29 protein-coding genes are annotated in these 26,112 nt (G+C 69.9%); 11 read left to right on the forward strand and 18 right to left on the reverse strand.

The annotated features are described in order from the left end of the window. Positions 1 to 95: 95 nt before the first annotated feature. The 3 genes from folB (at position 96) to ACZ7L6_RS14205 (ending at position 1,615) form a co-directional block, all read left to right on the forward strand. Positions 96 to 455, forward strand: a complete 360-nt coding sequence (gene folB, locus ACZ7L6_RS14195; protein ID WP_471923532.1) for a dihydroneopterin aldolase — start codon at positions 96 to 98, stop codon at positions 453 to 455. Beyond that, on the forward strand, positions 452 to 1,063 hold the full coding sequence (gene folK, locus ACZ7L6_RS14200) for a 2-amino-4-hydroxy-6-hydroxymethyldihydropteridine diphosphokinase (RefSeq protein ID WP_471923534.1): 612 nt from the start codon (positions 452 to 454) through the stop codon (positions 1,061 to 1,063). Before folB ends, folK begins: the two co-directional genes overlap by 4 nt. Positions 1,064 to 1,126: 63 nt before the next feature. Further along, positions 1,127 to 1,615 (forward strand): DUF3180 domain-containing protein, encoded by a 489-nt coding sequence (locus tag ACZ7L6_RS14205; protein WP_471923536.1) that lies wholly within the window; start codon positions 1,127 to 1,129, stop codon positions 1,613 to 1,615. Between the two features lie 22 nt (positions 1,616 to 1,637). On the opposite strand, the gene folE is transcribed toward ACZ7L6_RS14205, so the two are convergent. The 6 genes from folE to dacB all read right to left on the reverse strand — a co-directional run bounded on the left by folE (position 1,638) and on the right by dacB (position 9,702). Then, positions 1,638 to 2,243 (reverse strand): GTP cyclohydrolase I FolE, encoded by a 606-nt coding sequence (gene folE, locus ACZ7L6_RS14210; RefSeq protein WP_471923538.1) that lies wholly within the window; start codon positions 2,241 to 2,243, stop codon positions 1,638 to 1,640. A 150-nt stretch (positions 2,244 to 2,393) separates the two neighbouring features. Continuing rightward, a complete protein-coding gene (gene ftsH, locus ACZ7L6_RS14215; protein WP_471923540.1) occupies positions 2,394 to 4,433 on the reverse strand; it encodes an ATP-dependent zinc metalloprotease FtsH in 2,040 nt (679 codons plus the stop codon). Between the two features lie 207 nt (positions 4,434 to 4,640). Next, positions 4,641 to 5,201 (reverse strand): hypoxanthine phosphoribosyltransferase, encoded by a 561-nt coding sequence (hpt, locus tag ACZ7L6_RS14220; protein WP_398814035.1) that lies wholly within the window; start codon positions 5,199 to 5,201, stop codon positions 4,641 to 4,643. A 75-nt stretch (positions 5,202 to 5,276) separates the two neighbouring features. Further along, complete coding sequence (gene tilS / locus ACZ7L6_RS14225) at positions 5,277 to 6,515, reverse strand: tRNA lysidine(34) synthetase TilS (protein ID WP_471923542.1); 1,239 nt, start codon at positions 6,513 to 6,515, stop codon at positions 5,277 to 5,279. Between the two features lie 215 nt (positions 6,516 to 6,730). Further along, positions 6,731 to 7,852 (reverse strand): zinc-dependent metalloprotease, encoded by a 1,122-nt coding sequence (locus tag ACZ7L6_RS14230; protein WP_471923544.1) that lies wholly within the window; start codon positions 7,850 to 7,852, stop codon positions 6,731 to 6,733. A 212-nt stretch (positions 7,853 to 8,064) separates the two neighbouring features. Then, the gene (gene dacB / locus ACZ7L6_RS14235; protein ID WP_471923546.1) at positions 8,065 to 9,702 is read right to left on the reverse strand and encodes a D-alanyl-D-alanine carboxypeptidase/D-alanyl-D-alanine endopeptidase; all 1,638 of its coding nucleotides are present in this window, start codon (positions 9,700 to 9,702) and stop codon (positions 8,065 to 8,067) included. Between the two features lie 79 nt (positions 9,703 to 9,781). Here dacB and ACZ7L6_RS14240 point away from each other — a divergent pair, with 79 nt between their 5' ends. Beyond that, complete coding sequence (locus tag ACZ7L6_RS14240; RefSeq protein WP_031487466.1) at positions 9,782 to 10,273, forward strand: inorganic diphosphatase; 492 nt, start codon at positions 9,782 to 9,784, stop codon at positions 10,271 to 10,273. A gap of 117 nt (positions 10,274 to 10,390) precedes the next feature. Further along, on the forward strand, positions 10,391 to 12,019 hold the full coding sequence (locus ACZ7L6_RS14245) for a threonine/serine exporter family protein (RefSeq protein ID WP_471923548.1): 1,629 nt from the start codon (positions 10,391 to 10,393) through the stop codon (positions 12,017 to 12,019). 95 nt (positions 12,020 to 12,114) lie between these two features. Here ACZ7L6_RS14245 and ACZ7L6_RS14250 read toward each other — a convergent pair whose 3' ends face one another. Next, the gene (locus ACZ7L6_RS14250) at positions 12,115 to 13,017 is read right to left on the reverse strand and encodes a DedA family protein (protein WP_471923550.1); all 903 of its coding nucleotides are present in this window, start codon (positions 13,015 to 13,017) and stop codon (positions 12,115 to 12,117) included. Positions 13,018 to 13,155: 138 nt separating this feature from the next. Between ACZ7L6_RS14250 and ACZ7L6_RS14255 the strand changes: the two genes are divergently transcribed. Then, positions 13,156 to 13,521: a YbjQ family protein gene (locus ACZ7L6_RS14255; protein ID WP_471923552.1), complete on the forward strand. Its 366-nt coding sequence runs from the start codon at positions 13,156 to 13,158 to the stop codon at positions 13,519 to 13,521. A 27-nt stretch (positions 13,522 to 13,548) separates the two neighbouring features. Here the strand turns inward: ACZ7L6_RS14255 and ACZ7L6_RS14260 are convergent, their stop codons facing one another. Next, entirely contained in the window at positions 13,549 to 14,310 is a 762-nt protein-coding gene (locus ACZ7L6_RS14260) for a MerR family transcriptional regulator (protein WP_471923554.1), read from the reverse strand. 88 nt (positions 14,311 to 14,398) lie between these two features. On the opposite strand from ACZ7L6_RS14260, the gene ACZ7L6_RS14265 reads away from it, so the two are divergent. After that, positions 14,399 to 15,826: a glutamate decarboxylase gene (locus tag ACZ7L6_RS14265; protein WP_471923556.1), complete on the forward strand. Its 1,428-nt coding sequence runs from the start codon at positions 14,399 to 14,401 to the stop codon at positions 15,824 to 15,826. A gap of 119 nt (positions 15,827 to 15,945) precedes the next feature. Here the strand turns inward: ACZ7L6_RS14265 and ACZ7L6_RS14270 are convergent, their stop codons facing one another. From ACZ7L6_RS14270 to ACZ7L6_RS14290, 5 genes are all read right to left on the reverse strand, one after another. Continuing rightward, positions 15,946 to 16,701, reverse strand: coding sequence for an ABC transporter permease (locus tag ACZ7L6_RS14270; RefSeq protein WP_471923558.1), 756 nt, complete (start codon positions 16,699 to 16,701; stop codon positions 15,946 to 15,948). After that, complete coding sequence (locus ACZ7L6_RS14275; RefSeq protein WP_471923560.1) at positions 16,698 to 17,684, reverse strand: ATP-binding cassette domain-containing protein; 987 nt, start codon at positions 17,682 to 17,684, stop codon at positions 16,698 to 16,700. Before ACZ7L6_RS14275 ends, ACZ7L6_RS14270 begins: the two co-directional genes overlap by 4 nt. Before the next feature lie 73 nt (positions 17,685 to 17,757). Continuing rightward, the gene (locus ACZ7L6_RS14280; protein WP_471923562.1) at positions 17,758 to 18,399 is read right to left on the reverse strand and encodes a PadR family transcriptional regulator; all 642 of its coding nucleotides are present in this window, start codon (positions 18,397 to 18,399) and stop codon (positions 17,758 to 17,760) included. A 10-nt stretch (positions 18,400 to 18,409) separates the two neighbouring features. Next, positions 18,410 to 19,870 carry an aldehyde dehydrogenase family protein gene (locus tag ACZ7L6_RS14285; protein ID WP_471924564.1) on the reverse strand — a complete coding sequence of 487 codons (1,461 nt, stop codon included), beginning with the start codon at positions 19,868 to 19,870 and terminating at the stop codon, positions 18,410 to 18,412. Positions 19,871 to 19,999: 129 nt separating this feature from the next. Further along, on the reverse strand, positions 20,000 to 20,824 hold the full coding sequence (locus ACZ7L6_RS14290) for a helix-turn-helix domain-containing protein (RefSeq protein WP_471924566.1): 825 nt from the start codon (positions 20,822 to 20,824) through the stop codon (positions 20,000 to 20,002). Between the two features lie 364 nt (positions 20,825 to 21,188). Here ACZ7L6_RS14290 and ACZ7L6_RS14295 point away from each other — a divergent pair, with 364 nt between their 5' ends. Then, entirely contained in the window at positions 21,189 to 21,758 is a 570-nt protein-coding gene (locus ACZ7L6_RS14295) for an ATP-binding protein (RefSeq protein ID WP_471923564.1), read from the forward strand. A 94-nt stretch (positions 21,759 to 21,852) separates the two neighbouring features. On the opposite strand, the gene ACZ7L6_RS14300 is transcribed toward ACZ7L6_RS14295, so the two are convergent. From ACZ7L6_RS14300 to rpmG, 5 genes are all read right to left on the reverse strand, one after another. Next, positions 21,853 to 22,071, reverse strand: a complete 219-nt coding sequence (locus ACZ7L6_RS14300; protein WP_471924568.1) for a DUF397 domain-containing protein — start codon at positions 22,069 to 22,071, stop codon at positions 21,853 to 21,855. 846 nt (positions 22,072 to 22,917) lie between these two features. Then, complete coding sequence (gene rpsR, locus ACZ7L6_RS14305) at positions 22,918 to 23,151, reverse strand: 30S ribosomal protein S18 (RefSeq protein WP_471923566.1); 234 nt, start codon at positions 23,149 to 23,151, stop codon at positions 22,918 to 22,920. A gap of 6 nt (positions 23,152 to 23,157) precedes the next feature. After that, the gene (locus tag ACZ7L6_RS14310) at positions 23,158 to 24,366 is read right to left on the reverse strand and encodes a GTP-binding protein (protein ID WP_471923568.1); all 1,209 of its coding nucleotides are present in this window, start codon (positions 24,364 to 24,366) and stop codon (positions 23,158 to 23,160) included. A 4-nt stretch (positions 24,367 to 24,370) separates the two neighbouring features. Further along, complete coding sequence (locus tag ACZ7L6_RS14315; protein WP_433044956.1) at positions 24,371 to 24,628, reverse strand: type B 50S ribosomal protein L31; 258 nt, start codon at positions 24,626 to 24,628, stop codon at positions 24,371 to 24,373. A 7-nt stretch (positions 24,629 to 24,635) separates the two neighbouring features. After that, on the reverse strand, positions 24,636 to 24,800 hold the full coding sequence (rpmG, locus tag ACZ7L6_RS14320) for a 50S ribosomal protein L33 (RefSeq protein ID WP_030573688.1): 165 nt from the start codon (positions 24,798 to 24,800) through the stop codon (positions 24,636 to 24,638). A 62-nt stretch (positions 24,801 to 24,862) separates the two neighbouring features. On the opposite strand from rpmG, the gene rpmB reads away from it, so the two are divergent. From rpmB to ACZ7L6_RS14335, 3 genes are all read left to right on the forward strand, one after another. Beyond that, the gene (gene rpmB, locus ACZ7L6_RS14325) at positions 24,863 to 25,099 is read left to right on the forward strand and encodes a 50S ribosomal protein L28 (protein ID WP_433044952.1); all 237 of its coding nucleotides are present in this window, start codon (positions 24,863 to 24,865) and stop codon (positions 25,097 to 25,099) included. Then, positions 25,099 to 25,404 (forward strand): 30S ribosomal protein S14, encoded by a 306-nt coding sequence (rpsN, locus tag ACZ7L6_RS14330; protein WP_471923571.1) that lies wholly within the window; start codon positions 25,099 to 25,101, stop codon positions 25,402 to 25,404. Before rpmB ends, rpsN begins: the two co-directional genes overlap by 1 nt. Before the next feature lie 159 nt (positions 25,405 to 25,563). Beyond that, the gene (locus tag ACZ7L6_RS14335; protein WP_471924570.1) at positions 25,564 to 26,046 is read left to right on the forward strand and encodes a hypothetical protein; all 483 of its coding nucleotides are present in this window, start codon (positions 25,564 to 25,566) and stop codon (positions 26,044 to 26,046) included. The last annotated feature ends 66 nt before the right edge of the window (positions 26,047 to 26,112 follow it).

Consider the following 26,112-nt stretch of genomic DNA (forward strand, 5'->3'; position numbering starts at 1 on the left):
CCTGTCAGTGCCCGCAGGTAGATTCGTTCGAGGCCGGCATGCCGCCCGCACGCGACAGCGCCCGGCCGTCACCGACGATTGCAGGAGTGATTCGCGTGGATCGTGTCGCGCTGCGCGGCCTCAAGGCCCGCGGGTACCACGGTGTGTTCCCCGAGGAGCGCAGGGAGGGCCAGACCTTCGTCGTGGACCTCGTCCTGGGCCTGGACACCCGGCCGGCCGCCGCCGACGACGACCTGGCGAAGACCGTGCACTACGGCATCGTGGCGGAGGAGGTCGTGGCCGTCGTCCAGGGCGAACCGGTCAACCTCATCGAGACGCTCGCCGAACGCATCGCCCAGGCCTGTCTGAAGCACGAAGAGGTCCACGAGGTCGAGGTCACCGTCCACAAACCGGACGCGCCGATCACGGTCCCCTTCGACGACGTGACCGTCACCATCACCCGGAGCCGAGTATGACCGCGTTCTTCACCGAAGGTCACAGCGACCCGACCGTACAGCCGGTACCCGCCTCCGTCGTCGAGAAGGTCGACGCCGCCGACACCACCCTCCACAACCCGAAACGGGCCGTGATCTCCCTCGGCTCCAACCTGGGCAACCGCCTGGAGACCCTCCAGGGCGCCATCGACGCCCTCGAGGACACTCCCGGCATCCGCATCAAGGCGGTCTCCCCGGTGTACGAGACGGAGCCCTGGGGCGTGGAGCCGGGAAGCCAGCCGTCCTACTTCAACGCGGTCGTGGTCCTCAAGACCACGCTCCCCCCGTCGTCCCTCCTGGAGCGGGCCCACGCGGTCGAGGAGGCGTTCCATCGGGTACGGGACGAGCGCTGGGGCGCCCGCACCCTCGACGTCGACATCGTCGCGTACGCCGACGTCGTCTCCGACGACCCGCACCTCACCCTCCCCCACCCGCGCGCCCACGAGCGCGCCTTCGTCCTCGCTCCCTGGCACGACGTCGAGCCGCAGGCACAGCTTCCGGGCCGCGGCCCGGTGGCCGACCTCCTGGCGGGCATCACCCGTGAAGGTGTCGCAGCGCGCAAGGACCTGGAACTCCGGCTGCCCGAGTAGTCGTTAAGGTCAAGACGACACAAGTCCGCGGGGACCCGGCCCCGGGGGAGCTGAAGGGACACCGTGAGAGAGCTGCGCATCAGGATGCTGGCCGGTGTGTTCATCGTCGCCGGAGTCCTGTCCTGGGCGGGCGCCCGCCTGTGGAACTCCGTCGGGACCCTGCCCAGCGTCCCCCTGGCCGCCCCCATCGTCCTCGCCCTGATCGCCGTGGTGCTCCTGTCCACGGCGATCTCGATCCGCGCCCGCCTCAAGGCCCAGCGCGAACGCCGCCCCGAGGCCAAGGGCGTCGACCCCCTGATGGCCGCCCGCGCGGTCGTCTTCGGCCATGCCAGCGCCCTGGTCGCCGCCCTGGTCTCCGGCATGTACGGCGGCACCGGCGTCTTCCTCCTGGAGTACCTCGACATCCCCGCCCGCCGCGACCAGGCCATCTACGCCGGCTTCTCGGTCCTGGCCGGCATCGCCGTCATAGCGGCAGCCATCTTCCTGGAGCGCGTGTGCAAGCTCCCGGAGGACGACGAGCACGACGGGGCGGGGACGGCGCCCACGGTCTAGCGCGGGCTCAGCGCAGCACTGCTCAGTGGGCCATGATGAGGCTCATCGCCTCGTTGCGCGTCGCCGCGTCCCGCAGCTGACCGCGCACGGCCGACGTTATGGTCATCGCGCCCGGCTTGCGGATACCCCGCATCGACATGCACATGTGCTCGCACTCCACGACGACGATCACGCCCCGCGGCTCCAGGATCTCCATGAGGGAGTCGGCGATCTGCGTAGTGAGACGTTCCTGCACCTGCGGACGGCGGGCATAGACGTCCACCAGCCGCGCGAGCTTGGACAGTCCGGTGATCTTTCCGGAGGTGGCCGGAATGTATCCCACGTGTGCGACACCGCGGAACGGCACCAGGTGGTGTTCACAGGTGCTGTAGACCTCGATGTCCTTGACGAGCACCATCTCGTCGTGCCCGATGTCGAACGTCGTCGTCAGCACGTCCTCGGGCTTCTGCCACAGCCCCGCGAAGATCTCCCTGTACGCCCGCGCCACCCGCGCCGGCGTCTCCTTCAGCCCCTCGCGGTCCGGATCCTCGCCGACCGCGATCAGCAGTTCGCGTACGGCGTTCTCGGCGCGCTTCTCGTCGAACTCGCCGATGAAGCCCTCGCCGTCCAGCGTCACGGGGTCGGTCATGTGGTGCCTCGTTCCTGTGCGGGTCGCGCGCATGTGGGCCACGAGCGCGTGTGATCTGCGGATATACCAAAATGCCGCGCCCCCCAAGGCTAAAACCAGGGGGGCGCGGCATCCATTCCGGGCCCGGTGAGGTCACCGGGGCGGGCGGCGTCAGCTCTCGGGGCGCTCCTCGGGAGCCGACTCGGTCGCCGGGGCGGGCTCCGCCACCGTCGACTTCGCGGTGCTGATCGCCGGGGTCGCGCCGTTGGCGCCGTTCGTCAGTGCGAGCTCCTTCGGGGAGAGCACCGGCGGACGGGTGGACGGCGTGCGGCGCGAGGAGCCGGTCCAGGCGGGCCGCGGCGGGCGCTTGACGATGGGGGCGAAGATCTCGGCGATCTCCTCCTTGCCCAGCGTCTCCTTCTCCAGCAGCTGCAGGACGAGGTTGTCGAGGACGTCGCGGTTCTCGACCAGGATCTCCCAGGCCTCGTTGTGCGCGTTCTCGATGAGCTTCTTGACTTCCTCGTCCACCAGCGCGGCGACCTCTTCCGAGTAGTCGCGCTGGTGAGCCATCTCACGTCCGAGGAACGGCTCGGTGTTGTCGCCGCCGAACTTGATCGCGCCCAGGCGCTCGGTCATGCCGTACTGCGTGACCATCGCGCGGGCCGTGGCCGTGGCCTTCTCGATGTCGTTCGCCGCGCCCGTGGTCGGGTCGTGGAAGACGAGCTCCTCGGCCGCGCGGCCGCCCAGCATGTAGGCCAGCTGGTCCAGCATCTCGTTGCGGGTCGTGGAGTACTTGTCCTCGTCCGGCAGGACCATCGTGTAGCCGAGGGCCCGGCCTCTCGACAGGATCGTGATCTTGTGGACCGGGTCGGAGTTCGGTGAGGCCGCCGCGACCAGGGCGTGTCCGCCCTCGTGGTACGCGGTGATCTTCTTCTCCTTGTCCGACATGATCCGGGTCCGCTTCTGCGGGCCCGCCACGACGCGGTCGATGGCCTCGTCCAGCATCTGGTTGTCGATGAGCTTCTTGTCCGAGCGGGCCGTGAGCAGCGCGGCCTCGTTGAGGACGTTGCTCAGGTCGGCGCCGGTGAAGCCCGGCGTGCGACGGGCGACCGCCGACAGGTCGACGTCCGGGGCGACCGGCTTGCCCTTCTGGTGGACCTTGAGGATCTCCAGACGGCCCTGCATGTCCGGGCGGTCGACCGCGATCTGGCGGTCGAAGCGGCCGGGGCGCAGGAGGGCCGGGTCGAGGATGTCGGGCCGGTTCGTCGCGGCGATGAGGATCACGCCGCCCTTGACGTCGAAGCCGTCCATCTCGACGAGCAGCTGGTTCAGGGTCTGCTCGCGCTCGTCGTGACCGCCGCCGAGGCCGGCGCCGCGGTGGCGGCCGACCGCGTCGATCTCGTCGACGAAGACGATCGCCGGGGCGTTCGCCTTGGCCTGCTCGAACAGGTCACGGACTCGGGAGGCACCGACACCGACGAACATCTCGACGAAGTCGGAACCGGAGATCGAGTAGAAGGGGACGCCCGCCTCGCCGGCGACGGCGCGCGCGAGGAGCGTCTTGCCGGTGCCAGGAGGCCCGTAGAGCAGGACGCCCTTGGGGATCTTCGCACCGACGGCCTGGAACTTGGCCGGTTCCTGGAGGAACTCCTTGATCTCGTGGAGCTCCTCGACGGCCTCGTCCGAGCCGGCGACGTCCGCGAACGTCGTCTTCGGGGTGTCCTTGGTGATGAGCTTCGCCTTGGACTTGCCGAAGTTCATGACCCGGGAGCCGCCGCCCTGCATCTGATTCATCAGGAACAGGAAGACGACGACGATGAGGACGAAGGGCAGCAGGGAGAGCAGGATGCCGACGAACGGGTTCTGCTTGGACGGCGAGACCGTGTAGCCGTCCGGGATCTGCTTCTGCTCGTACTTGTTCTGCAGCGTGTTGGCGATGGTCACGCCCTGGTCGCCGATGTAGGACGCCTGGATCTTGGTGGCGCCCTCGACCTTTTCGCCGTCCTTGAGCTGGGCCTTGACGGTCTGCTCGTCGCCGGTGGTCAGTTTGACCGACTCGACCTTGTTCTGATTGATCGCCTGAACGACCTGGCCGGTGTCCACCGTCTTGTAGCCGCCGGACGAGCCGACGACCTGCATCAACACGACCACGGCAAGGACGGCCAGCACGATCCACATGACCGGCCCACGGAAGTATCGCTTCACGTCCATCCATACGGAGCGGTGCCGCCCCGTCCCTCCTGCCATAGTGAGTTTGATAAGACAGTTCTTCTGACGGTACCCCAGCTTTGACGCCCGTAGCCGCACGGGCGGGCTGGCAAGCCCGTCTGCATGCTCCAACGCCGCGAGGCCCGCCGGGGTTCCCGATCTTCGTACGGGGCTTGGGCCCTTCGGGTCCGGATTTCCGGACCGTCCGGGTCAGCCGCCGTAGACGTGGGGCGCGAGCGTACCGACGAACGGGAGGTTGCGGTACTTCTCGGCGTAGTCGAGGCCGTAGCCGACGACGAACTCGTTGGGGATGTCGAAGCCGACCCACTCGACGTCGATGGCGACCTTGGCGGCGTCCGGCTTGCGCAGGAGCGTGCACACCTTCAGGGAGGCGGGCTCGCGGGAGCCGAGGTTGTTGATCAGCCAGGACAGGGTCAGCCCGGAGTCGATGATGTCCTCGACGATGAGGACGTGCTTGCCCTTGATGTCGGTGTCGAGGTCCTTGAGGATCCGCACGACACCGGAGGACTGGGTCCCGGCGCCGTACGACGACACGGCCATCCAGTCCATGGTGACGGGGGTGGACAGCGCCCGCGCGAGGTCGGCCATCACCATCACCGCGCCCTTGAGGACGCCGACGATGAGCAGGTCCTTGCCCTCGTACTCCGCGTCGATCTTCGCCGCCAGCTCTGCCAGCTTGGCGTCGATCTCTTCCTTGGTGATGAGTACCTGCTTGAGGTCGGCACCCATGTCTTTCGCGTCCACCCGCATCACTTTCGGTCGTCCCACCGGCCTGTCCCGGCCGCTCTCGCGGCCCCGATCGAGGGGCCGGTGGGAGGTCCGGTTTCAGCCTTGCCGAATCACCAGTCTGCCACCCTGGCGCTGGGCGACGACTTTGCCGGGGAGATTGATGGCTCCCTGGCCGCGCCAGCCGGTGATCAGGCGGTCGACTTCCTCGATGTGGCGGGCGAACAGCGCACCGGCGGGCGCCCCGGCCTCGATGGCGGCGCGGCGCAGGATCCGGCGGCGTACGGCGGGCGGCAGCGCGTAGAGCTTCGCGCACTCCAGGAGGCCGGCCGAGTCGCGTACGGCGGCCTCGGCCTGGCGGGCCCAGGCGTCGAGGGCGTCGGCGTCGTCGCGGGAGAGCTGGGCCGTGCGGGCGAGGGCCTCCACGACGCCCTTGCCGAGTGCCTTCTCCAGGGCGGGCAGGCCTTCCTGGCGCAGCCGCGACCTGGTGTAGGCGGGATCGGCGTTGTGGGGGTCGTCCCAGACCGGCAGGGACTGGACCATGCAGGCCTTGCGGGCGGTCTGCCGGTCGAGCTGGAGGAAGGGGCGCCGGTAACGGCCGCCGGCCCCCGAGACCGCGGCCATTCCGGACAGGGAGCGGATGCCGGAGCCGCGGGCGAGGCCGAGAAGGACGGTTTCGGCCTGGTCGTCGCGGGTGTGGCCGAGCAGGACGGCGAGGGCGCCGTGGCGTACGGCCGCGTCGTCGAGGGCGGCGTAGCGGGCGTCGCGGGCTGCGGCTTCGGGTCCGCCTTCGCGGCCGACGGTGACGGCGATGGACTCGACCGGGTCGAGGCCGAGTTCGCGCATGCGCAGGACGACTTCTTCGGCGCGCAGGTCGGAGCCGGGCTGCAGTCCGTGGTCGACGGTGACGGCGCCGGCGCGGATGCCGAGCTTGGGGGCTTCGAAGGCGAGCGCGGAGGCGAGGGCCATGGAGTCGGCGCCGCCGGAGCAGGCCACGAGCACGAGCGGGGAGGGGGGTCGCTCGTGCGGGGCGGGGCGCGGGGGCTCCTGCGAGGTTGCGCGGAGGGGCTCGTACGACGGTTCGTGAGCCGTGCCGTGGGTGGCCGGGCCGCGGGAGGCCGTGGCCCGCGGGGTGTCGTGCGCGGCTGTGGCCAGCATGGTGGCGGCCGACGTCACGGCGGGCGCCGTCGGCGGTGTCGCGGGCGGCGTCTCGTAGGAGATCGCGCGCCGGCTGCCGGGCGCTGTCGCGTCGGTGATGTGGCTGTGTTCGGTGAGGATGTCGTGGAGGACGCGGCGGACCGCCAGGCGTATCGCCGCGACCGCAGGATGGGGACCCATGTCCGGTTCCCTTCATGAAGTTTTCGGGGGGTGAGCCCGAGGTCGGTCACTCAGAGTGTGTAGATGGTGACAGAACCGGGCCGTTCCCCGAGCATTGCACGCCTACCCATCGCCCACGGTCCCTCGGACGGGTGATTGGAGGGGCGTTCGCCTGCCGTCGGCCGGATTCGGTTCACGACGTTCGTATGAGATGCACGACTCCCCGTGTGATTTCACTACTCGGCCTTGCGGTGCACCCGCGCGATCCAGTCCGCCGGTTTGGCGATCTCCGCCTTGGTGGGGAGGGTGTTCGGGGACGTCCACACGCGGTTGAAGCCGTCCATGCCGACCTGGTCGACGACGGCGCGTACGAAGCGTTCGCCGTCGCGGTACTGCCTGAGTTTGGCGTCCAGCCCGAGCAGCTTGCGCAGGGCCATGTCGAGCCTCGACGCGCCCTTGGCACGACGCTGCTGGAACTTCTCGCGGATCTCGGCGACGGTCGGTACGACCTGGGGCCCGACCCCGTCCATGACGAAGTCGGCGTGGCCCTCCAGGAGGGACATCACGGCGGTGAGGCGGCCGAGGATCTCCCGCTGGGCCGGGGTCTGCACCAGTTCCACGAAGGACCGTCCGCCGTCGTCCTCCTCGGCCTCGGGGCGGCCGCCCGCGAGCGACTGTGCGGCCTCGCGGATGCGTTCCAGGACGGTCATGGGGTCGACGTCCGTCTCCCCCAAGAACGACTGGATTTCGCCCTCCAGGTGGTCCCGCAGCCAGGGCACGGCGGTGAACTGCGTGCGGTGCGTCTCCTCGTGCAGGGTCACCCACAGGCGGAAGTCGTGGGGCTGTACGTCGAGTTCTCGCTCCACGTGGACGATGTTCGGGGCGACGAGGAGGAGCCGGCCGCCGCCGTTCTCTCCGGCGGGGAGTTCGCGGGTGGAGGGGGCGAAGGTCTCGTACTGGCCGAGGACGCGGGAGGCCAGGAAGGACAGCAGCATTCCCAGTTCGACGCCGGTGACCTTGCCGCCGACGGCGCCGAGTACCGCGCCGCCGGTGCTTCCGCTGCGGCGCTCCTGCATCTTCTCGAGCAGGGGCTTGAGGATCTCGCGGAAGCCGGCGACGTTCGCCCGGACCCAGCCGGGGCGGTCCACGACGAGGACGGGGGTGTCGTGGGTCTCCTCCGTGCCCATACGAGTGAAGCCCCGGACGTGCTCCTCCGAGGCTTTGGCGTGTCGGCGCAGCTCGGCGACGACGGCGCGGGCCTCGTCGCGGCTCACCTCGGGGCCCGGCCGTACGAGCCGGGTCGCGGTTGCCACCGCGAGATTCCAGTCGACCATCTCGGCACCACCGATGCTCGTCATGTGTCAACCGTACGTGAGCGTTCCCACTTGGGGCAGGCCGTGGGGGTTGGTGGGGCCGGCGGTCGGTTTGGGCGGCGCCCGGCGTGAGAGCCGGGGTGCTTGCGGTCGGCACGGGTGGAGGTGTCTCGGGACGACGCCCGGCGCTGCAGGCCGAGGCGGCGCCCGTCGGCGACCGGCGCGTGTCGGCCGGCCGCCGTCACCAGCTCGTACGGTCAGTCGCAGCCGCAGGACGCCAGTGCCGTTGCCGTCTTGTCCAGGGACGACTGGGCCGCCCCCGGATCCGACGTGTTCGAGGCCAGGAAGGCGAAGGCCAGGAGGCGGCCGTTTTGGGTGACCACTGTGCCGGCGAGGGTGTTCACGCCGGTCAGGGTGCCTGTTTTGGCTCGCACGATGCCGGCCGCGCCGTCCGTGTAGCGGCCGGCCAGGGTGCCGGTGAAGCCTGCTACGGGGAGGCCGGTGAGGGTGGGGCGGAGTTCGGGGTGGGTCGGGTCGGCCGCCTTGGCGAGGAGGGTCGCGAGCAGGCCCGCCGTGAGTCTGTCGGCGCGGTCGAGACCGCTGCCGTCCTTGACGTCGACGCCGGACACCGGCAGTCCCAGCTCCTTCAGCCGGTCCTCGATCGCCTCACCGGCGCCGTCGAAGTCGGCGCGCTTCCCGCTCGCCACGGCCGTCTGACGGGCGAGGGCCTCGGCGATGTCGTTGTCGCTGTTGGTGAGCATGCGCTCGACCAGGGCGGAGAGCGGAGGCGAGGAGACCTCGGCGAGGGACTCGGCCCGGTTGGTCGCCTTGGAGGGGCCGGGGGCCGTGGTCCTGATGCCGTGGTCCGCGAGGAAGGACGCGAACCTGGTCGCCGTGTCCTTCGCCGGGTCCGCCACCCGGGGCGCCGGGCCGCTGCTGGAGCCGTCCGTGCGGGCCTCGTCGGCCATCAGGGGGGTGACCCGGGCGAGGTTGTCGTTCACGCCGATGGGGTGCAGGTCGGGGCCCGCGTAGAGGGTCGTGTCGTAGGAGAGGGTGACCTTGCGTACGTCCCGCTTCTTCAGCGCCTCGGCGGTGGCGGAGGCCAGCTCGCGCAGGCTCGCCCAGCCCCCGTCGGCCTTGCGGGCGGTCAGCGTGGGGTCGCCGCCGCCGACCAGAACCAGTTCCTTCGTGTCCGGTTCGAGGGCGGCACGGGTGGTGAGGCGGTGGTCGGGGCCGAGTGCGGCGAGGGCGGCCGCGGCGGTGGCGATCTTCGTCGTCGAGGCCGGGGTGAGGGCCTCGCCGGCGCCTTCGCCGTAGAGGCGCTCGCCGGTGGCCACGTCCACGACCGCCGCCGCCCTGCGGGTGCCGAGCCCCGGGACGTCCAGGAGCGGCCCCAGGACGCCGGCGAGGGCCTTGCCGTTCGGGGCCGACTTCACGGTGCTGGTGCCGCCGCCGAGGCCGGTGAGGACGGAGGCCGCACTGGGGGCGGGACGGGGCGCCTCGGCCGCCGTGTCGGAGGTATCGGACGTATCGGCTTTACGGCCGTGATCTGTGCCACCCGTGCGCTCCTGGGCGGCCGCCCGGTCCCGCTCGGCCGTACGCTGACCGGTGGAGTCCCAGGGACCGGCGGCGGTGACCACTCCGGCGGCCAGTGCCAGTCCGGCGGTGGCGGCGCCCGCGGTGTACTGCCAGGTCTTCGGCTTGCGTGTCCGCGCGGCCTGCCAGGAGACGGCTCGCGTGAGCCGGGCGGCCCGTGGCCTCGCGGCCGTCGCGGCGCGTGCGAGACATGGGCGTACGGCCTGTGCGGCTCGCGCCAGACGCGGTCGTACGGCGTCCGCGACCCGCGTCACATGCGGTCTCGCGGCTCGCCAAGGCCTCAGCTCTGGCACGACCACCAGCCCCTTTCGCGATCACACACCTGCGTGAGGGACACTTAACCACCAGAACTATGTGCTGATCATGGAGGAGCCACCGGTGGAGTTCGACGTCACGATCGAGATCCCGAAGGGTTCGCGGAACAAGTACGAGGTGGACCACGAGACCGGTCGGATCCGCCTGGACCGTCGCCTCTTCACCTCGACCGCCTACCCGACCGACTACGGCTTCGTCGAGAACACCCTCGGCGAGGACGGCGACCCGCTGGACGCGCTGGTCATCCTGGACGAGCCGACCTTCCCGGGCTGCCTCATCAAGTGCCGCGCGATCGGCATGTTCCGGATGACGGACGAGGCCGGCGGCGACGACAAGCTGCTGTGCGTGCCGGCGACGGACCCGCGTGTGGAGCACCTGCGTGACATCCACCACGTGTCGGAGTTCGACCGCCTGGAGATCCAGCACTTCTTCGAGGTCTACAAGGACCTGGAGCCCGGCAAGTCGGTCGAGGGCGCCGACTGGGTGGGCCGCACCGAGGCCGAGGCCGAGATCGAGCGGTCGTACAAGCGCTTCAAGGACCAGGGCGGCCACTGAGCCACCGGCAGCCTCCTGGCCTTGTGAACGGGCTGTACGCGTGCGCGTGCGGCCCGTTCGTGTGTCTGTGCGCATACTGAGTGCGGCAGGAGGTGTCGTACAGGGAGTGCTACGCACGTGACGGACGCGGAGGACCGCAAGCCGCAGTCGGACGAGGCGAGGATGGCCTTCAGGCCGCCCGCCGGGATCGAGGTGGGGGACAGCGAGTCGGAGACCACGTCCGAGTTCGCCCTCCCCAAGGGGCTGGACGTACCGCAGCCGCCGTCCCCGGAGCCCGGGGGATCGGCGTTCAGCACGCCGAGCGGCTACAGCCCGGAGGACGCCCTGCCGGCGTTCACTCCGCCCAACGGCATCCCGATGGTCCGCCTGACCAAGGACCTGCCCTGGCAGGACCGTATGCGGACGATGCTGCGCATGCCGGTGGCCGAGCGGCCCGCGCCGGAGCGGATGCCGAAGGCGGAGGACGAGGGTCCGGCCGTGCCGCGCGTGCTCGACCTGACCCTGCGTATCGGCGAGCTGCTGCTGGCGGGCGGTGAGGGCGCGGAGGACGTCGAGGCGGCGATGTTCGCCGTGTGCCGGTCCTACGGCCTGGACCGCTGCGAGCCGAACGTCACCTTCACCCTGCTGTCGATCTCGTACCAGCCGTCGCTGGTGGACGATCCGGTGTCGGCGGCGCGCACGGTACGGCGGCGCGGCACCGACTACACGCGCCTGGCCGCCGTCTACCAGCTCGTCGACGACCTCAGCGATCCGGAGAGCCACATCTCCCTGGAGGAGGCCTACGGGCGGCTCGCGGAGATCCGCCGGAACCGGCACCCGTATCCGACCTGGGTGCTGACCGGAGCGAGCGGGCTGCTCGCGGGCGCCGCCTCCGTGCTGGTCGGTGGTGACGTGATCGTCTTCATCGCGGCCATGCTGGGCGCGATGCTCGGCGACCGGCTGGCGTGGCTGTGCGCGGGGCGTGGAATGCCGGAGTTCTACCAGTTCACGGTGGCCGCGATGCCGCCGGCCGCGATCGGGGTCGCGCTGACGCTGGCGCACGTCGACGTGAAGGCGTCCGCGGTGATCACCGGTGGGCTGTTCGCGCTGCTGCCCGGGCGGGCGCTGGTGGCCGGTGTGCAGGACGGGCTGACCGGGTTCTACATCACCGCCTCCGCGCGGCTGCTGGAGGTCATGTACTTCTTCGTCGGCATCGTCGTCGGCGTGCTGGTGATCCTGTACTTCGGCGTGAACCTCGGCGCCAAGCTCAACCCGGACGCGGCGCTGAACATCTCCGAACGGCCGTACTGGCAGATCGGCGCGTCGATGCTGCTGTCGCTGACCTTCGCGGTGCTGTTGCAGCAGGAGCGGTCCACTGTGCTCGCCGTGACCCTCAACGGGGGTGTCGCGTGGGTGGTGTACGGCGCGATGCACTACGCCGGTGGGCTCTCGCCGGTTGCCTCTACGGCTGTGGCGGCCGGGTTGGTGGGGTTGTTCGGGCAGTTGCTGGCGCGGTACCGGTTCGCGTCGGCGTTGCCGTACACGACGGCGGCGATCGGGCCGCTGCTGCCGGGGTCCTCGACGTACTTCGGGCTGTTGTCGATCGCGCAGAACGAGGTGGACGCGGGGCTGGTCTCGCTGGCGACGGCTGCCTCTTTGGCCATGGCCATTGCTATTGGGGTCAACCTGGGGTCGGAGATCTCTCGGATGTTCTTGAGGATTCCCGTTGCGGGGCGCAAGGCCGCGAAGCGGACGCGAGGGTTTTGACGCCGAGTGCCTACTGGCCCGGTCGCTTCTGTCCTACGGCGACTTCGGGTGGTGCGTGGCTTGTCGCGCAGTTCCCCGCGCCCCTTCAGGGCGCTTCAGTAGCCCTGGTTCGGCGGGTACTGCTGGTTTTGCTGGGCGCCGTAAGACTGTTGCTGGCCGTAGCCCTGGGGGTACTGCTGGGCGTACGGCTGCTGCTGGGGCTGCTGGCTGCCGTAGTACTGCTGGTCATAGCCGTACTGCTGCTGGCCGCCCTGCTGGTTGCCGTACTGCTGCTGGGGCTGGGGCTGGTCGTCGGACGGGATGCGGCGGAGTTGGGTCGTCGCGTCGTCCATCAGCGGGGGCTGGTGCCGGTCGTGGGCCGGCGTCTCGGCTGCCGCGCGCTTCTTCTTGGCGCGCTCGCGCAGGAACTCGATGATGATCGGGATCACGGAGATGAGGACGATCAGGACGAGGATCGCCTCGACGTTCGTCTTGATGAACTCGATCTGGCCGAGCCAGTAGCCCGCGAGGGTGACGCCGGTGCCCCAGGCGATGCCGCCGATGACGTTGTACGTGAAGAACGTGCGGTACTTCATGCGGCCCGCGCCCGCCACGATGGGGGCGAAGGTGCGCACGATCGGGACGAAGCGGGCGAGGACGATCGCCTTGGGGCCGTACCGCTCCATGAACTCATGGGCCTTGTCCAGGTTCTCCTGCTTGAAGAGCTTGGAGTTGGGCCGGTTGAAGAGCTTCGGCCCGAGGAACTTGCCGATCATGTAGCCGACCTGGTCACCGATGACGGCGGCCAGGACGATGAGCGTGCAGACCAGCCACAGGGGCTGGCTGATGTACTGGCCCTGGGCCACGAAGAGGCCCGCCGTGAACAGCAGCGAATCGCCGGGCAGGAACGCGAAGAGGCCGGACTCGGCGAAGACGATCAGCAGGATGCCGGGGAGGCTGAAGGTCTCGATCAGATAGTTCGGGTCGAGCCACTCGGGGCCGAGCGCGAGCGTGGTCACGGGATTGTGGCTCCTGCTGGGAGGGGGCGGGCGGGGCGCAGCTGGCTGCTCAAGAATTATCAACGCTGCACCGGCCGCCCAGGTTCCATGGACCCCCTCAGGATGCACTGTGCCCCTGCCGGGACAAAGCTGTGAGTCATGGGCATCGATGAGTACGGCGGTGGACAGGGGCCCCGGCCCGACGTTCTGGTCGTGACGACGAACGACGTCCCCGGTCACCGGATCACAGAGGTTCTCGGCGAGGTGTTCGGGCTGACCGTGCGCTCGCGCCACCTCGGCAGTCAGATCGGCGCCGGGCTGAAGTCGCTGGTCGGCGGTGAGCTCCGGGGTCTGACCAAGACGCTGGTGGAGACCCGCAACCAGGCGATGGAGCGGCTGGTCGAGCAGGCACGCGCGCGTGGCGCGAATGCGGTGCTGATGTTCCGGTTCGACGTGACCGAGGCGGCCGACGTGGGCACCGAGGTGTGTGCCTACGGGACTGCCGTGGTCCTGGCCCGGGAGTGACCCGTCCGGGGTCCCGGGCCAGGACCCTCATGCGGTGTGGCGGTCGGCGTTCGCGAGGATCGCGTCCCTCAGGTGCTCGGCGAGACCCGGGTGCATGGAGTCGTAGAACGCCTTGAAGCGCTCGTCGGAGACGTACATCTCGCCGAAGCACCGGTGCATCTCGTACGGAACCTCGAAGTAGTACCTGCTGATGTGCTGCCTATGTTCCTCGGCGAGGTCCATGGCCGCCTCGCCGGACGGCTGCTCGCCGGCCGCCACGAGGGCCGCGTACCGCCGGCCCCAGTCGTCGACCTCGCCCTGAATGCGCTTCCAGTCCTCCTTGGTGTACGTGGCGGCGCGGCGCTGCGACTCGGTGTACGCCTCGGTGTCGCCCCAGCGTGCCTCCGCCTCCTCGCGGTACTGCTCGGGGTCCTTGTCCCCGAAGACCTCGAAGCGCTCCTCCGGCGTCAGATTGATCCCCATCGTGCGTGCCTCCATGGCGTGCTCCACGGCCGCCGCCATCTTCTGCAGCTTCTCGATCCGGGCGGTCAGCAGCTCGTGCTGCCGGCGCAGGTGCGCGCGCGGGTCCGCGTCCGGGTCGTCGAGCAGGGCGGCGACCTCCTCGAGCGGGAAGCCGAGCTCGCGGTAGAACAGGACCTGCTGCAGCCGGTCGAGGTCGGCGTCGCTGTAGCGCCGGTGGCCCGCGTGGCTGCGCTCGCTGGGCACGAGCAGGCCGATGTCGTCGTAGTGGTGCAGGGTGCGCACCGTCACTCCGGCGAAGCCGGCGACCTGTCCCACGGAGTAGCTCACTTCCGCTCCCTTCTTCTTACGCACTCCACGGTGAGTCCTCACGCGACGTGAGGTGCAAGCCCCAGGGCCCGGACCTACCGTCGTATGCATGCCCCTGCACCGTGGGAACAGCGAAGCACCGCACGACGAGGGCGGCGGGCGCAGGCTCGCCGTCAATCCTTTCTACGGCGAGGCGAACCCGGTCGGCGGGATGACCGAGGCCCCGCCCAGGCACCGGCTGCCCGACACTCCCCTGCCGCCGTCGACGGCGTACCAGCTGGTCCATGACGAGCTGATGCTGGACGGCAACTCCCGGCTCAACCTGGCCACCTTCGTCACCACCTGGATGGAGCCGCAGGCCGGGGTGCTGATGGCGGAGTGCCGGGACAAGAACATGATCGACAAGGACGAGTATCCGCGCACCGCCGAGCTGGAGAAAAGGTGCGTGGCGATGCTCGCCGATCTGTGGCACGCGCCGGACCCGGCGGCGGCCGTGGGCTGTTCGACGACCGGGTCGAGCGAGGCGTGCATGCTCGCCGGGATGGCGCTTAAGCGGCGCTGGGCGCGGCGCAACGCCGACCGTTATCCGTCGCGGGACGCCCGCCCGAACCTGGTCATGGGCGTGAACGTCCAGGTCTGCTGGGAGAAGTTCTGCAACTTCTGGGAGGTGGAGGCCCGGCAGGTGCCCATGGAGGGCGACCGGTTCCACCTCGATCCGCAGGCGGCGGCCGAGCTGTGCGACGAGAACACCATCGGGGTCGTCGGGATCCTCGGGTCCACCTTCGACGGGTCCTACGAGCCGATCGCGGAGCTGTGCGCCGCCCTGGACGGTCTGCAGGAGCGGACCGGGCTCGACGTCCCCGTCCACGTCGACGGGGCGTCCGGCGCCATGGTGGCGCCCTTCCTCGACGAGGACCTGGTCTGGGACTTCCGGCTGCCGAGGGTCGCCTCGATCAACACCTCGGGGCACAAGTACGGGCTGGTCTACCCGGGCGTCGGCTGGGCGCTGTGGCGGGACGAGGAGGCGCTGCCCGAGGAGCTCGTGTTCCGCGTCAACTACCTGGGCGGCGACATGCCCACCTTCGCGCTGAACTTCTCGCGGCCGGGCGCCCAGGTCGTCGCGCAGTACTACTCGTTCCTGCGGCTCGGGCGGGAGGGGTACCGGGCCGTGCAGCAGGCCTCGCGGGACGTGGCCGGGAAGGCCGCCGACGCCGTGGGGAAGCTCGGCGACTTCCGGTTGCTGACCCGGGGCGACCAGCTGCCCGTCTTCGCCTTCACGACGGCCCCCGACGTGCGGGCGTACGACGTCTTCGACGTCTCCCGGCGGCTGCGCGAGAAGGGCTGGCTGGTCCCGGCGTACACCTTCCCGCCGAACCGCGAGGACCTGTCCGTCCTGCGGGTCGTCTGCCGCAACGGCTTCTCCGCCGACCTCGCCGAGCTGTTCGTGGAGGACCTGGGCCGGCTGCTGCCGGAGCTGCGCCGGCAGCCGCACCCCCTGACGCGGGACAAGGAGGCGGCCACCGGCTTCCATCACTGAGCGAGACCGCTCGGGCCACGGTTCGTCAGCGTCCCCGAGGGGCGCGGGGAACTGCGCGACCAGCCACGACGGCGCCGCAGACGATCGGCGGCACCATCGCGGCTCTACCAGCGGAGCGCCTAGCGGCTCAGGCGGGCGAACCGGCGTACGGCCAGCGGGAAGAACACCGCCAGGAGCACCAACGGCCATACGACCGCCGCCCCGAGGCTCTCGGTGCCCGTACCGCCGAACAGGTCCCGTACGGCCGTCGCCGTATGGGACATCGGGTTCCACTCGACGACCGTGCCCAGCCAGTCGGGCATGGACCCGGGGAGGGCAAGGGCATTGGACAGGAAGCCGATCGGCCAGACCAGGATCTGCACCGCCTGCACCATCTCCGGCTTCCCGGCCACCAGCGCCAGGTGGATGCCGATCCACAGCATGGCGAAGCGGAAGAGCAGGAGGAGTGCCACGGCGCCGAGGAAGGCCCCGGGGCCGCCGTCCGCGCGCCAGCCGAGGGCGTACCCGACGCCCATGAGGACGAGCAGCACCAGCGCCGACTGGAGCATGTCGGCCGCCGAACGGCCCACCAGGACCGCCCCGTTGGCCATCGGCATCGACCGGAAGCGGTCGATCACGCCCTTGTTGAGGTCCTGGGTGACCGCGATCATCGTGCCCTCCAGGCCGAAGGCCATGGTGAGCGCGAACATGCCGGGGACGAGGTAGTCGATGTACGAGCCCTCGACGCCCCGGCCGCCGCCGATGAGGTAGCCGAACATCAGCAGCAGCATCACGGGGAAGACCAGGTTGACCACGACCTGCACGGGTTGCCGCGCCCAGTGGGCCAGTTCGCGGCGGGTCATGGTCCAGGAGTCGGTGAGTGCGTAGGTCGTCATGCGTCCTCCTTCACGCGCGCGTGCTCCTCGTCCGCGGTGAGGTGCAGGAACACCTCGTCCAGGGTGGGGCGGCGCAGTACGACGTCCTCCGCCTCGATGCCGGCCTCCTCCAGGGCGCGTACGACGCCGGAGAGCGCCGCCATCCGGTCGGTGACCGGGGCGCTGAGCAGGCGGCGGTCGGGGTCGACGCGTACGTCGTCCTTCGGTACGGGCAGCAGGGCCACGGCCGCGCCCAGGTGGCCCGCGTCGCGCAGGACGACGTCGATGCGGTCGCCGCCGGTGAGCGCCTTGAGTTCGTCCGCCGTGCCGTCGGCGATGACGCGGCCGGCGTCGACGACCGAGATACGGTCGGCGAGCTGGTCGGCCTCCTCCAGGTACTGGGTGGTGAGCAGGACCGTCGTGCCGCCGCCGACCAGGGAGCGGACCGCGGACCAGACCTCGGCGCGGCCGCGCGGGTCCAGGCCCGTCGTGGGTTCGTCCAGGAAGAGCACCTGCGGGTCGGTGCTGTGCCTGCCACCGATGAGTGAGGCCGCCAGGTCCAGTCGGCGCCGCATGCCGCCGCTGTACTGCTTGACCGGCTTGCGGCCGGTGTCGGCGAGCCCGAAGCGCGCCAGGAGCTCGTCGGCGCGCACGCGCGCGTGGCGGGCGCCGAGGTGGTGGAGGCGGCCGAACATCTCCAGGTTCTGATGGCCGCCCAGTTCCTCGTCCAGGGCCGCGTGCTGGCCGAGGAGGCCGATCCGCAGGCGTACCTCGTACGCCTGCCGCACCACGTCGTGCCCGGCCACCTCGATGCGGCCGCTGTCCGGCCGCAGGAGGGTGGACAGGATGCGGACCAGGGTCGTCTTGCCCGCGCCGTTCGGCCCGAGCACTGCGTGCACCGTGCCGCGCGCGACGCTGAGGTCGAGCCCGTCCAGTGCGTTCTTGCCGGCTTTGCCGCCGTACTTCTTGCGTGCCCCTTCGACGATGATCGCCGCGTCGGCCACTGAGACTCCCTCGCTAGTCAAACTTGACTACCAGCTCAAAGGTAAAGCAGGACCTGCACGTAGTCAAACTTGATTAGAGAGCGTCCGCGGGATGGGTCTCCCCTGTCGCGTACGGGTTCTCCTGGCCCTCGGCCAGCACGCCGACGAACGGATCTCCCTCGTCGGCGAACGTGTAGGCGCCGCCCTCGACGCGTTCGATCAGGCCGCGGGTCCACTCGGCCTCGGAGTCCGCGGTGTGGACCCACATGTTCATGATCTCGCCGATGTGTCCCAGCTGCTCGGGACCGTCCTCCGGCACATAGTGCTCGAGGACCGAGGCCCGCCACTCCTCGATCCGCCGGGTCCGCTCCTTCAGCAGCGCCACCGCCTCGGCCCGTGGCAGGTCGACGAAGAAGCCGACCGCCGCGGTCTTCATGTCCCCCCGCTGGTCGTAGGTGACCAGCGCGTCGCGCAGCAGCCGGAAGTACTCCTCGGTGCCCTGCTCGGTGACCTCGTACTCCGTGCGCGGAGGGCCGCCGGCGGTCGAAGGGGCGATCTCGTGCGCGTGCAGCAGCCCTTGCTTCGCCATCTGCTTCAGGGCGTGGTAGATCGAGCCGGGCTTGGCGTTGGACCACTCGTGGGCGCCCCAGTACTCCAGGTCGTTGCGCACCTGGTAGCCGTGGGCGCGGCCGTGCATACGGACCGCGCCGAGCACTAGGAGACGGATCGCTGACATGCGGTCCAGGTTAGAACGGGAAGCCGCTGCGCCCGTGCTGCACCGAGATCCACTTGATCGTCGTGAACGCGTCCAGCATCGTCTCGCCGTTCAGGCGGCCGAGGCCGGAGTGCTTCTCACCGCCGAAGGGGACGATCGGCTCGTCGTGGACCGTGCCGTCGTTCACATGGAACATGCCGGTGTCGATCTGCTTGGCGAAGTTCACGCCCCGCTCGATGTTGCCGGTGTGGACGGCGCCGCTCAGGCCGTACGGGGTGTCGTTGACCAGGCGTACGGCCTCCTCCTCGCCGTCGAAGGGGATGAGGAAGGCGACCGGGCCGAAGACCTCCTGCTTCAGGAGCGCCGAGTCGGCCGGGAGGCCGGTCAGGACCGACGGCTCGACCAGGTTGTCCGTGGTCGTGCCGTGCACCAGAGCCGTCGCACCCTCGGCGATCGCCTGCGCGACGGCGCCGGAAATCGCTTCGGCCTGGGAGGAGTTGATGACCGGGCCGATGACCGTCTCCGGGTCGCGCGGGTCGCCGGTCTTCAGCGACTTCACCTTGGTGACGAACTTCTCGGTGAACTCGTCCGCGATCGAGCGGTCCACGAGGACCCGGTTCGCGGCCATGCAGACCTGGCCCTGGTGGACGTACCGGCTGAAGACCGCCGCGTCGACGGCGTAGTCGATGTCGGCGTCGTCGAGGACCACCAGCGCGCTGTTGCCGCCGAGTTCGAGGACCGAGCGCTTGAAGTGGGAGGCGCAGACGGTGGCGACATGACGGCCGACCTTGTCGGAGCCGGTGAAGGAGATGACCTTCGGGACCGGGTGCTCGAGGAAGGCGTCGCCGATCTCCGCGATGTCGGTGATGACGACGTTCAGCAGGCCGGCCGGGAGGCCCGCGTCCTCGAAGACCTTCGCGACCAGGGAGCCGCCGCAGATCGGGGTGTTCTGGTGGGGCTTGAGGACCACGCCGTTGCCGAGGGCGAGGGCCGGGGCGACCGACTTGATCGACAGGAGGAAGGGGAAGTTGAAGGGGCTGATCACGCCCACCACGCCGACCGGGACGCGGTAGACGCGGTTCTCCTTGCCGTCCGTCGGCGACGGGACGATCTTGCCCTCGGGACGCAGGGCCAGGTGGATCGCCTCGCGCAGGAACTCCTTGGCGAGGTGGAGTTCGAAGGCCGCCTTCAGCCGGGTGCCGCCGAGCTCGGCGATGATCACGTCGGTGATCTCCTGCTCGCGGTCCTCGATGACTCGCAGCGCCTTCTCGAACACCGCACGGCGGGCGTACGGGTTGGTCGCGCCCCACTGCTTCTGGGCGCGGGCGGCCGCCTGGTAGGCCTGATCCACCTCGTCGACCGTGGCTATGGTGATCGACGCCAGCTTCTCGCCGTCGTACGGGTTGAAGTCGATGATGTCCCAGGAGCCGGTGCCCGGGCGCCACTCACCGTCGATGTACTGCTGAGCCAGGTCGGTGAAGTACGACGACATGTGATCCCTCATCCCTAGCAGACACCCTGATCAACTGATCGACTTGATCAACTTCACGGTCTGATCACACGTCATCGTACTTGTGTTTCAAGTGAGTTGGGGGGCTCCGCTCCTCATCGAGGGGAATCCCTAGGACAGCTGGAGGAGGCCCCGCAGCACGTCCCGGCTCTCGTCCGGACCCGGGCTGTCCTGCTGCAACTCCTTCATCGCCTTCTCGTACTGGGCGACGTCCTCGTGCTTGTCGAGGTAGAGCGCGCTGGTGAGCTGTTCCAGGTAGACGACGTCGGAGAGGTCCGACTCCGGGAAGCTGAGGATGGTGAAGGCGCCGGACTCGCCGGAGTGGCCGCCGAAGCTGAACGGCATGACCTGCAGCCGTACGTTCGGGTGCTCGGAGATCTCGATCAGGTGCTGGAGCTGACCGCGCATGACCTCGCGGTCGCCGTAGGGGCGGCGCAGGGCGGCCTCGTCGAGGACGATGTGGAACTCGGGAGCGTTCTCGGAGACGAGGTACTTCTGCCGCTCCAGGCGCAGCGCCACGCGCCGCTCGACGTCCGCCTCGCTCGCGCCCTTCATACCGCGCCGCACGACCGCGCGGGCGTACTGCTCGGTCTGCAGCAGGCCGTGGACGAACTGCACCTCGTAGGCGCGGATGAGGCTGGCGGCGCCCTCCAGGCCGACGTAGGTGGGAAACCAGGTCGGCAGGACGTCCGAGTAACTGTGCCACCAGCCCGCGACGTTGGCCTCGCGGGCGAGGGAGAGGAGCGAGTTGCGCTCCTGCTCGTCCGTGATGCCGTACAACGTCAGCAGGTCTTCGACGTCCCGTGTCTTGAAGCTCACCCGGCCCAACTCCATCCGGCTGATCTTCGACTCGGAGGCGCGGATCGAGTAACCCGCAGCCTCGCGCGTGATCCCGCGTGCTTCCCGCAGTCGCCTCAGTTGCGAGCCGAGCAGCATGCGCCGCACCACCGATCCGGGCTCTCCCGCGCTCACGTTCGCCAGCCTCCCCAACCGTCTTCAGGGCCCGCAGTCTGCCACTAAATCACTTCGAGCAGTACTCGTCCGATTACAGAGATGGAAAGAAGACAAGGATTCCTGTCAGGGACGAGTGACGGAGGGGACACGGAAGGCAAGGAGAGGGCGTGAAGTTGGCGGAAAAAATGGCCAAGAAGCGGTACGGGAACGTCCAATTCGGTCACGTGCACGTGCATCTGCCCTTGCATCTGCTCTGCGCATCCGAAACCATGGTCCCGCGCAACCGCTGCATCGCAACGACCGCGAATTCCCGGGAGTGCCTCGCATGGGGACGAATGGATCGACCATGCTCGAGCCGTTACGGCAGGGCCTTCCGCCGCTGGATCCCGCAGCCGTGTCCAACGCCGCCTCCTGTGCTCTGCCGGCCCGCTACGAAGCGGTGCGTGAGGCCCGGAAGTTCACGCGGCGCACTCTTGACCAGTGGGAACTGGGATATCGCTTCGACGACGTCTGTCTTGTGGTCTCGGAGTTGGTGACCAATGCGCTGCGGCACGCGCTGCCGGCGGGTGCGCAGCGAATACCCGAGCAGACACCGCCCGTGCGGTTGCATCTGATGCGGTGGACCGAGCGGCTGGTGTGCGCGGTGCGCGATCCCAGTCACGAGAGTCCCGTTGCGCGCGACTCCGACGACTTCTCGGCGGAGTCCGGTCGGGGGTTGTTCCTTGTCGACTCCTTCAGTGACGGCTGGGGGTGGCATCCGTTGGCGGGGGCGCTCAGCGGGAAGGTGGTGTGGGCACTGTTCCGCGTTCAGGGGCCGTCGGAGGGTGGGGCGGCTGCGGGGTCGGCTTCGACTTCGGCCTCTACGTCGGCTTCGGCTTCCCCGGGCTCGGGCTCAGGGTCCGCCTCGGCGGAATGATGGTGCGCGGCGCTTGCTGATGCCGCGGTTCTACGCGCGTTACGCGGGGTCGGGGCGGCTGTACGGTGCGGAAGGCCCCGATTGTCCCTGTGCGTCAGCCGGCGATCAGGTGGTCGAACTCGCCGTCCTTGATGCCCAGGAGCATCGCCTCTATCTCGGCGCGGGTGTAGACGAGGGCGGGGCCGTCAGGGAAGCGCGAGTTGCGTACGGCCACGTCTCCGCCGGGGAGGCGCGCGAATTCGACGCAGGAGCCCTGCGAGTTGCTGTGCCTGCTCTTCTGCCAGGCCACCCCGGACAGAGCCGTGGCTGCCATGCCGTTGTACACGTCGTGGTCCACAGGTCGCTCCCCGGTGGTGCGGTGGCTTCGGGCCATTGATGCGAGAGGTAGTGCAGCTGGTGGTGCCGCTGGTGCAGTGGTCAACTGCTCCCGGATCATAGCTCTGTTCACGTGCAGCTGCATGAGCAGATGCACGTGCACGCGGGGTGTTCCTGCGGTTACTCCTGTGACGTACGCGGCTCCATATGCGTTCCCGCGCATGCCCCAGGGATCGCGTCACATGCGTGCACTAGCAAGAGACGCGTTCTGCGGCTTTCTTGTTCCACATTCAAGTGACTTGGCGGGAAACGGAGTTGGGCAGGCGGGGGTTTGGTGGGGGTGCGCGTGCCGATGCCTGCGGCGCCTGTGCGGGTTGGGTGGGGGTGCGCGTAGCGCCTGCGGGTCGGTGGGTGGGTCGGGGCCGCGCCGGGGGGTGTCCGTCCTCGGACCGGCGGCTGGACTCAGGCCAAGACGTGCTGCGTGTTGACGCCGGCCACTGCGGGCGGACACCCCCCGACACGTCCCCTTCCCGCCGTACGCGACCGCGGGTGCGTGGGGGTACGCGCCACCGCCGCGTGACCGCAGCAGCGTGCCTGGCTGCGGGCCCTGCGGGGGTAAGCGCCAGCGCCGCGCGCCTGCAGCAGCGTGCCTAGCTGGTGGCTGTCCCCCGCCCCGCCGCGGTCCGCCGCAGCCTGCGCAGCTGCGGGCAGTCGTGCCGCTGGGGCGGCTCCCGACCCACAGAGGCGGCACCCCGTCAGCGCCGGGCTGCGCGACCCAGCCCCGCCCAGCCCCCACGCCGGGACCTCGGAGTGGGGCTGGCATGCGGGGCGGGGTGGACGGGCGTTAGCGGGCCGTGTACGGGAGTAGGGCCATTTCGCGGGCGTTCTTGATGGCCTTTGCCAGTTGGCGTTGCTGTTGGGCTGTTACTCGGGTGACTCGGCGGCTGCGGATCTTGCCGCGGTCGGAGATGAACTTTCGGAGGAGGTCGGTGTCCTTGTAGTCGATGTACATGATGCCGGCCTGGTCCAAGGGGTTGGGGCGGGGCTTCGCGGGCTTGCGGGTGGCGTTGCGGGGCATGGGGCGTCAGACCTCCAGGAGGGTGTCGAAGGCGGGCGGGAGTTGTTTCCAGGCGTCGCGGCCGGCGGCGTACTCGGCGTCCGTGAGGAGGCAGGACTCGAGGAGCTCGGAGAGGCCGTCACGGTCCAGACCCGGGGACGTGAAGACCAGGTGCTGGCAGCAGTCGCCGTGCTCGGGGTGCCAGTCCAGCGCGGCGGCGGCCCGGCGGACCGGCGGGACCATCTCCCAGGCCGCGTCGGGGAGCGAGGCCAGCCAGGGGCCGGCGCTCTCCACGCACAGGGCGCCGCCCGCCGCGTCCCAGTGCAGGAGGACGTCGGGCTTGTCGGCCAGCCAGAAACGGCCCCGGCTGCGGGCGGCCGCGCAGGTGAGGTCCTCCAGTGCCGCGTACAGCCGCTCGGGGTGGAAGGGGCGGCGGCGGTGCCAGACGAGGGTGGAGACGCCGTGCGCGTCCGCCTCGGCGGGGAGCAGGGCGCACGCCGGATGCTGGGCCGCCGCGGCCGATTCGATGTCGAACCCCGCCAACGCCGCCTGAGCGAGGAGAGAAAGGGGGCGACGGCGTGGGGGCGGAACCATCAGGTCGTCGGTTGCGGCGACAGGGGCCGGCGCTGCCGCCGGGCCACCTTCGGTGATCGGGACCTGGCGGGCCGTCGGGTGGAGCTGGGCGAGCAGTTCGCGGTCCTCGTCGTCGGCCTCCGGGGAGTCGGCGAGGGCGAGGACCGGGGCGTACTCCAGCTGGCGCGCGAAGGTGTCTGCGACCGTGCGCTGGTCGGTCGCCGCGGCCGCCAGACCGCCGTCGGCCAGGTCGTCGCCGTTGCCCAGGTACGGCAGGACCAGTGCCGGGTCGACCGCGGTGATCACGCCGGTCACCGTCAGCCCGCCGGCCGTGACCACCTCGGCCATGGCCTTCGGCTCCACCGAGTCCCACAGTTCGACGACCGCCATGCGGGTGCCGCCCGCGTCCCGGATGCGCAGCAGCTCCGGCACCAGGTCCTCGCGCAGTGCGCAGCAGGCGCAGTCGTTGACGAGGGGCGCCTCGCCGGCGCTGACGATTCCGGTGGCGTCGCGGATCGTACGGACGACCGTGCCGGCGGCGGCCGTCGCCAGGTCGTGGTGGAGTACGAGGCTGTCGGGGACGTCGGCGAGCAACTGGTCCACGGTCGCCCTGCGGGCGTCGGCGTGCAGTCCGCCGACGATCACGACGGAGAGATCGGGCACCGCGCTAACCCTGCTTTCCGTAACGGCGCTCGAAGCGCTCCACCCGGCCCGCCGTGTCCAGGACGCGGGCCGTGCCCGTGTAGAAGGGGTGGCTGACGTTCGAGATCTCGACGTCGACGACCGGGTAGGTGTTGCCGTCCTCCCACTCGATCGTCTTGTCGGTCGGTACGCCGGCCAGGGTGGAGCGGGTCAGGAACGCGTGGTTCGCGGCGCGGTCGCGGAAGACGACGGGGCCGTAGGACGGGTGGATTCCCTTGCGCATGACGGTCTCAGCGCTCCTCTCGGAAGTCGACGTGGCGACCGGCGACCGGGTCGTACTTGCGCAGGGTCATGCGGTCCGGGTCGTTGCGGCGGTTCTTGCGGGTCACGTAGGTGTAGCCGGTGCCGGCGGTGGACCGGAGCTTGATGACCGGGCGGAGTTCGTTGCGTGCCATGCTGCTATCTTACTGAAAATGAATTCCATTAACAGCGACGAGCGAGGAGAGGTTGGTCACCCGTGTCCGCCCACTGCATGCTGACCGGCGCCCAGCCAGGCTTCGGCAACACGATTTCCCACTCCCATCGGCGGACGTCCCGCCGCTTCGACCCCAACATCCAGACCAAGCGCTACTGGCTGCCGAGCGAGGGCCGGTATGTGCGGCTGCGGCTGAGCGCCAAGGGGATCAAGACCGTTGACGTCATCGGGATCGAGGCGGCCGTCGCCCGTATCCGCGCGCGGGGAGTGAAGGTCTGATGGCCAAGAAGAGCAAGATCGCGAAGAACGAGAAGCGGCAGGAGGTCGTCGCGCGGTACGCCGAGCGGCGGGCCGAGCTGAAGGAGATCATCCGCAGGCCGTCGTCCAGCGAGGCCGAACGGCTGGCCGCCCAGCGCGAGTTGCGCAGGCAGCCGCGGGACGCCAGCGCCACGCGGGTGCGCAACCGGGACCAGGTGGACGGCCGGCCGCGCGGGTACTTCCGTGCCTTCGGGCTGTCCCGGGTGTCGCTGCGGGAGCAGGCGCATGCCGGGTATCTGCCGGGGGTGCGCAAGTCGTCCTGGTAGGTCCGGCACGTTCCGGGGCCGCGGAGGGGACTCCCTGGTAACTTGCTGCGGTCGTTTCGGTCAGGTGGCCGATTCGGCCGTATGCCGACCGCTACAGCTTGGGAGCTACCAGTGACCTCGGCGACTTTCTCGCGTACGCGTACGATGCCGGGCCGGCGGATGCGGGGCGCGGCCGTGGCGGCCTCGCTCGCGGGTGCGCTCGCCCTCACCGCGTGCAGCGGCGACGGCGGCTCCGACTCCGACTCCGCCGCCAAGGACGACGCCGGCCCCTCCGCGACCACCAGTGCTGACACCGGCGGCGGGACCGGAGGGTCGGCCTCCCCCGCCGGTGACCTGGAGGGCAACTGGCTCGCCACGACCGACGGCAAGGCCGTGGTGCTCATGGTCAACGGAGCTCAGGCCGGACTCTTCGCGACCGGCGGGACCGTGTGCAGCGGGACCGCCGGCGAGCAGGACGGGATGCGGATGATCCGCCTGAAGTGCACCGACGGCAACAAGGACCGGGCGTCCGGGATGGTCGACTCCGTCGGCAGGACGTCGCTCAAGGTGACGTGGGAGGGCGGCCTCGGTGCGGAGACGTACACCAAGGCGGAGGGCGGCAAGCTGCCGCCGGGGCTGCCGACGGCCGTTCCGGGTTCGTGATGGCGGATGCGGTGACCGCACGCGATCATCGACGTCATTGCCTTGCCGACGTCACTTCCCGAAGGA

Source organism: Streptomyces sp. NPDC107522 (assembly GCF_055657525.1).

Excerpts from the sequence above, each read along its gene's own strand:
- ACZ7L6_RS14295 (WP_471923564.1), top strand. The coding sequence starts at position 21,189 with ATGCTCGAGCCGTTACGGCAGGGCCTTCCGCCGCTGGATCCCGCAGCC.
- hpt (WP_398814035.1), bottom strand. The coding sequence starts at position 5,201 with ATGCGGGTGGACGCGAAAGACATGGGTGCCGACCTCAAGCAGGTACTC.
- ACZ7L6_RS14280 (WP_471923562.1), bottom strand. The coding sequence starts at position 18,399 with ATGTCAGCGATCCGTCTCCTAGTGCTCGGCGCGGTCCGTATGCACGGC.
- rpsN (WP_471923571.1), top strand. The coding sequence starts at position 25,099 with ATGGCCAAGAAGAGCAAGATCGCGAAGAACGAGAAGCGGCAGGAGGTC.
- ACZ7L6_RS14285 (WP_471924564.1), bottom strand. The coding sequence starts at position 19,870 with ATGTCGTCGTACTTCACCGACCTGGCTCAGCAGTACATCGACGGTGAG.
- ACZ7L6_RS14265 (WP_471923556.1), top strand. The coding sequence starts at position 14,399 with ATGCCCCTGCACCGTGGGAACAGCGAAGCACCGCACGACGAGGGCGGC.
- folE (WP_471923538.1), bottom strand. The coding sequence starts at position 2,243 with ATGACCGACCCCGTGACGCTGGACGGCGAGGGCTTCATCGGCGAGTTC.
- ACZ7L6_RS14335 (WP_471924570.1), top strand. The coding sequence starts at position 25,564 with ATGCGGGGCGCGGCCGTGGCGGCCTCGCTCGCGGGTGCGCTCGCCCTC.
- ACZ7L6_RS14315 (WP_433044956.1), bottom strand. The coding sequence starts at position 24,628 with ATGCGCAAGGGAATCCACCCGTCCTACGGCCCCGTCGTCTTCCGCGAC.
- ACZ7L6_RS14290 (WP_471924566.1), bottom strand. The coding sequence starts at position 20,824 with ATGCTGCTCGGCTCGCAACTGAGGCGACTGCGGGAAGCACGCGGGATC.
- ACZ7L6_RS14270 (WP_471923558.1), bottom strand. The coding sequence starts at position 16,701 with ATGACGACCTACGCACTCACCGACTCCTGGACCATGACCCGCCGCGAA.
- rpsR (WP_471923566.1), bottom strand. The coding sequence starts at position 23,151 with ATGCCCCGCAACGCCACCCGCAAGCCCGCGAAGCCCCGCCCCAACCCC.
- tilS (WP_471923542.1), bottom strand. The coding sequence starts at position 6,515 with ATGGGTCCCCATCCTGCGGTCGCGGCGATACGCCTGGCGGTCCGCCGC.
- rpmG (WP_030573688.1), bottom strand. The coding sequence starts at position 24,800 with ATGGCACGCAACGAACTCCGCCCGGTCATCAAGCTCCGGTCCACCGCC.
- ACZ7L6_RS14300 (WP_471924568.1), bottom strand. The coding sequence starts at position 22,071 with ATGGCAGCCACGGCTCTGTCCGGGGTGGCCTGGCAGAAGAGCAGGCAC.
- ftsH (WP_471923540.1), bottom strand. The coding sequence starts at position 4,433 with ATGGACGTGAAGCGATACTTCCGTGGGCCGGTCATGTGGATCGTGCTG.
- folK (WP_471923534.1), top strand. The coding sequence starts at position 452 with ATGACCGCGTTCTTCACCGAAGGTCACAGCGACCCGACCGTACAGCCG.
- ACZ7L6_RS14230 (WP_471923544.1), bottom strand. The coding sequence starts at position 7,852 with ATGACGAGCATCGGTGGTGCCGAGATGGTCGACTGGAATCTCGCGGTG.
- ACZ7L6_RS14255 (WP_471923552.1), top strand. The coding sequence starts at position 13,156 with ATGGGCATCGATGAGTACGGCGGTGGACAGGGGCCCCGGCCCGACGTT.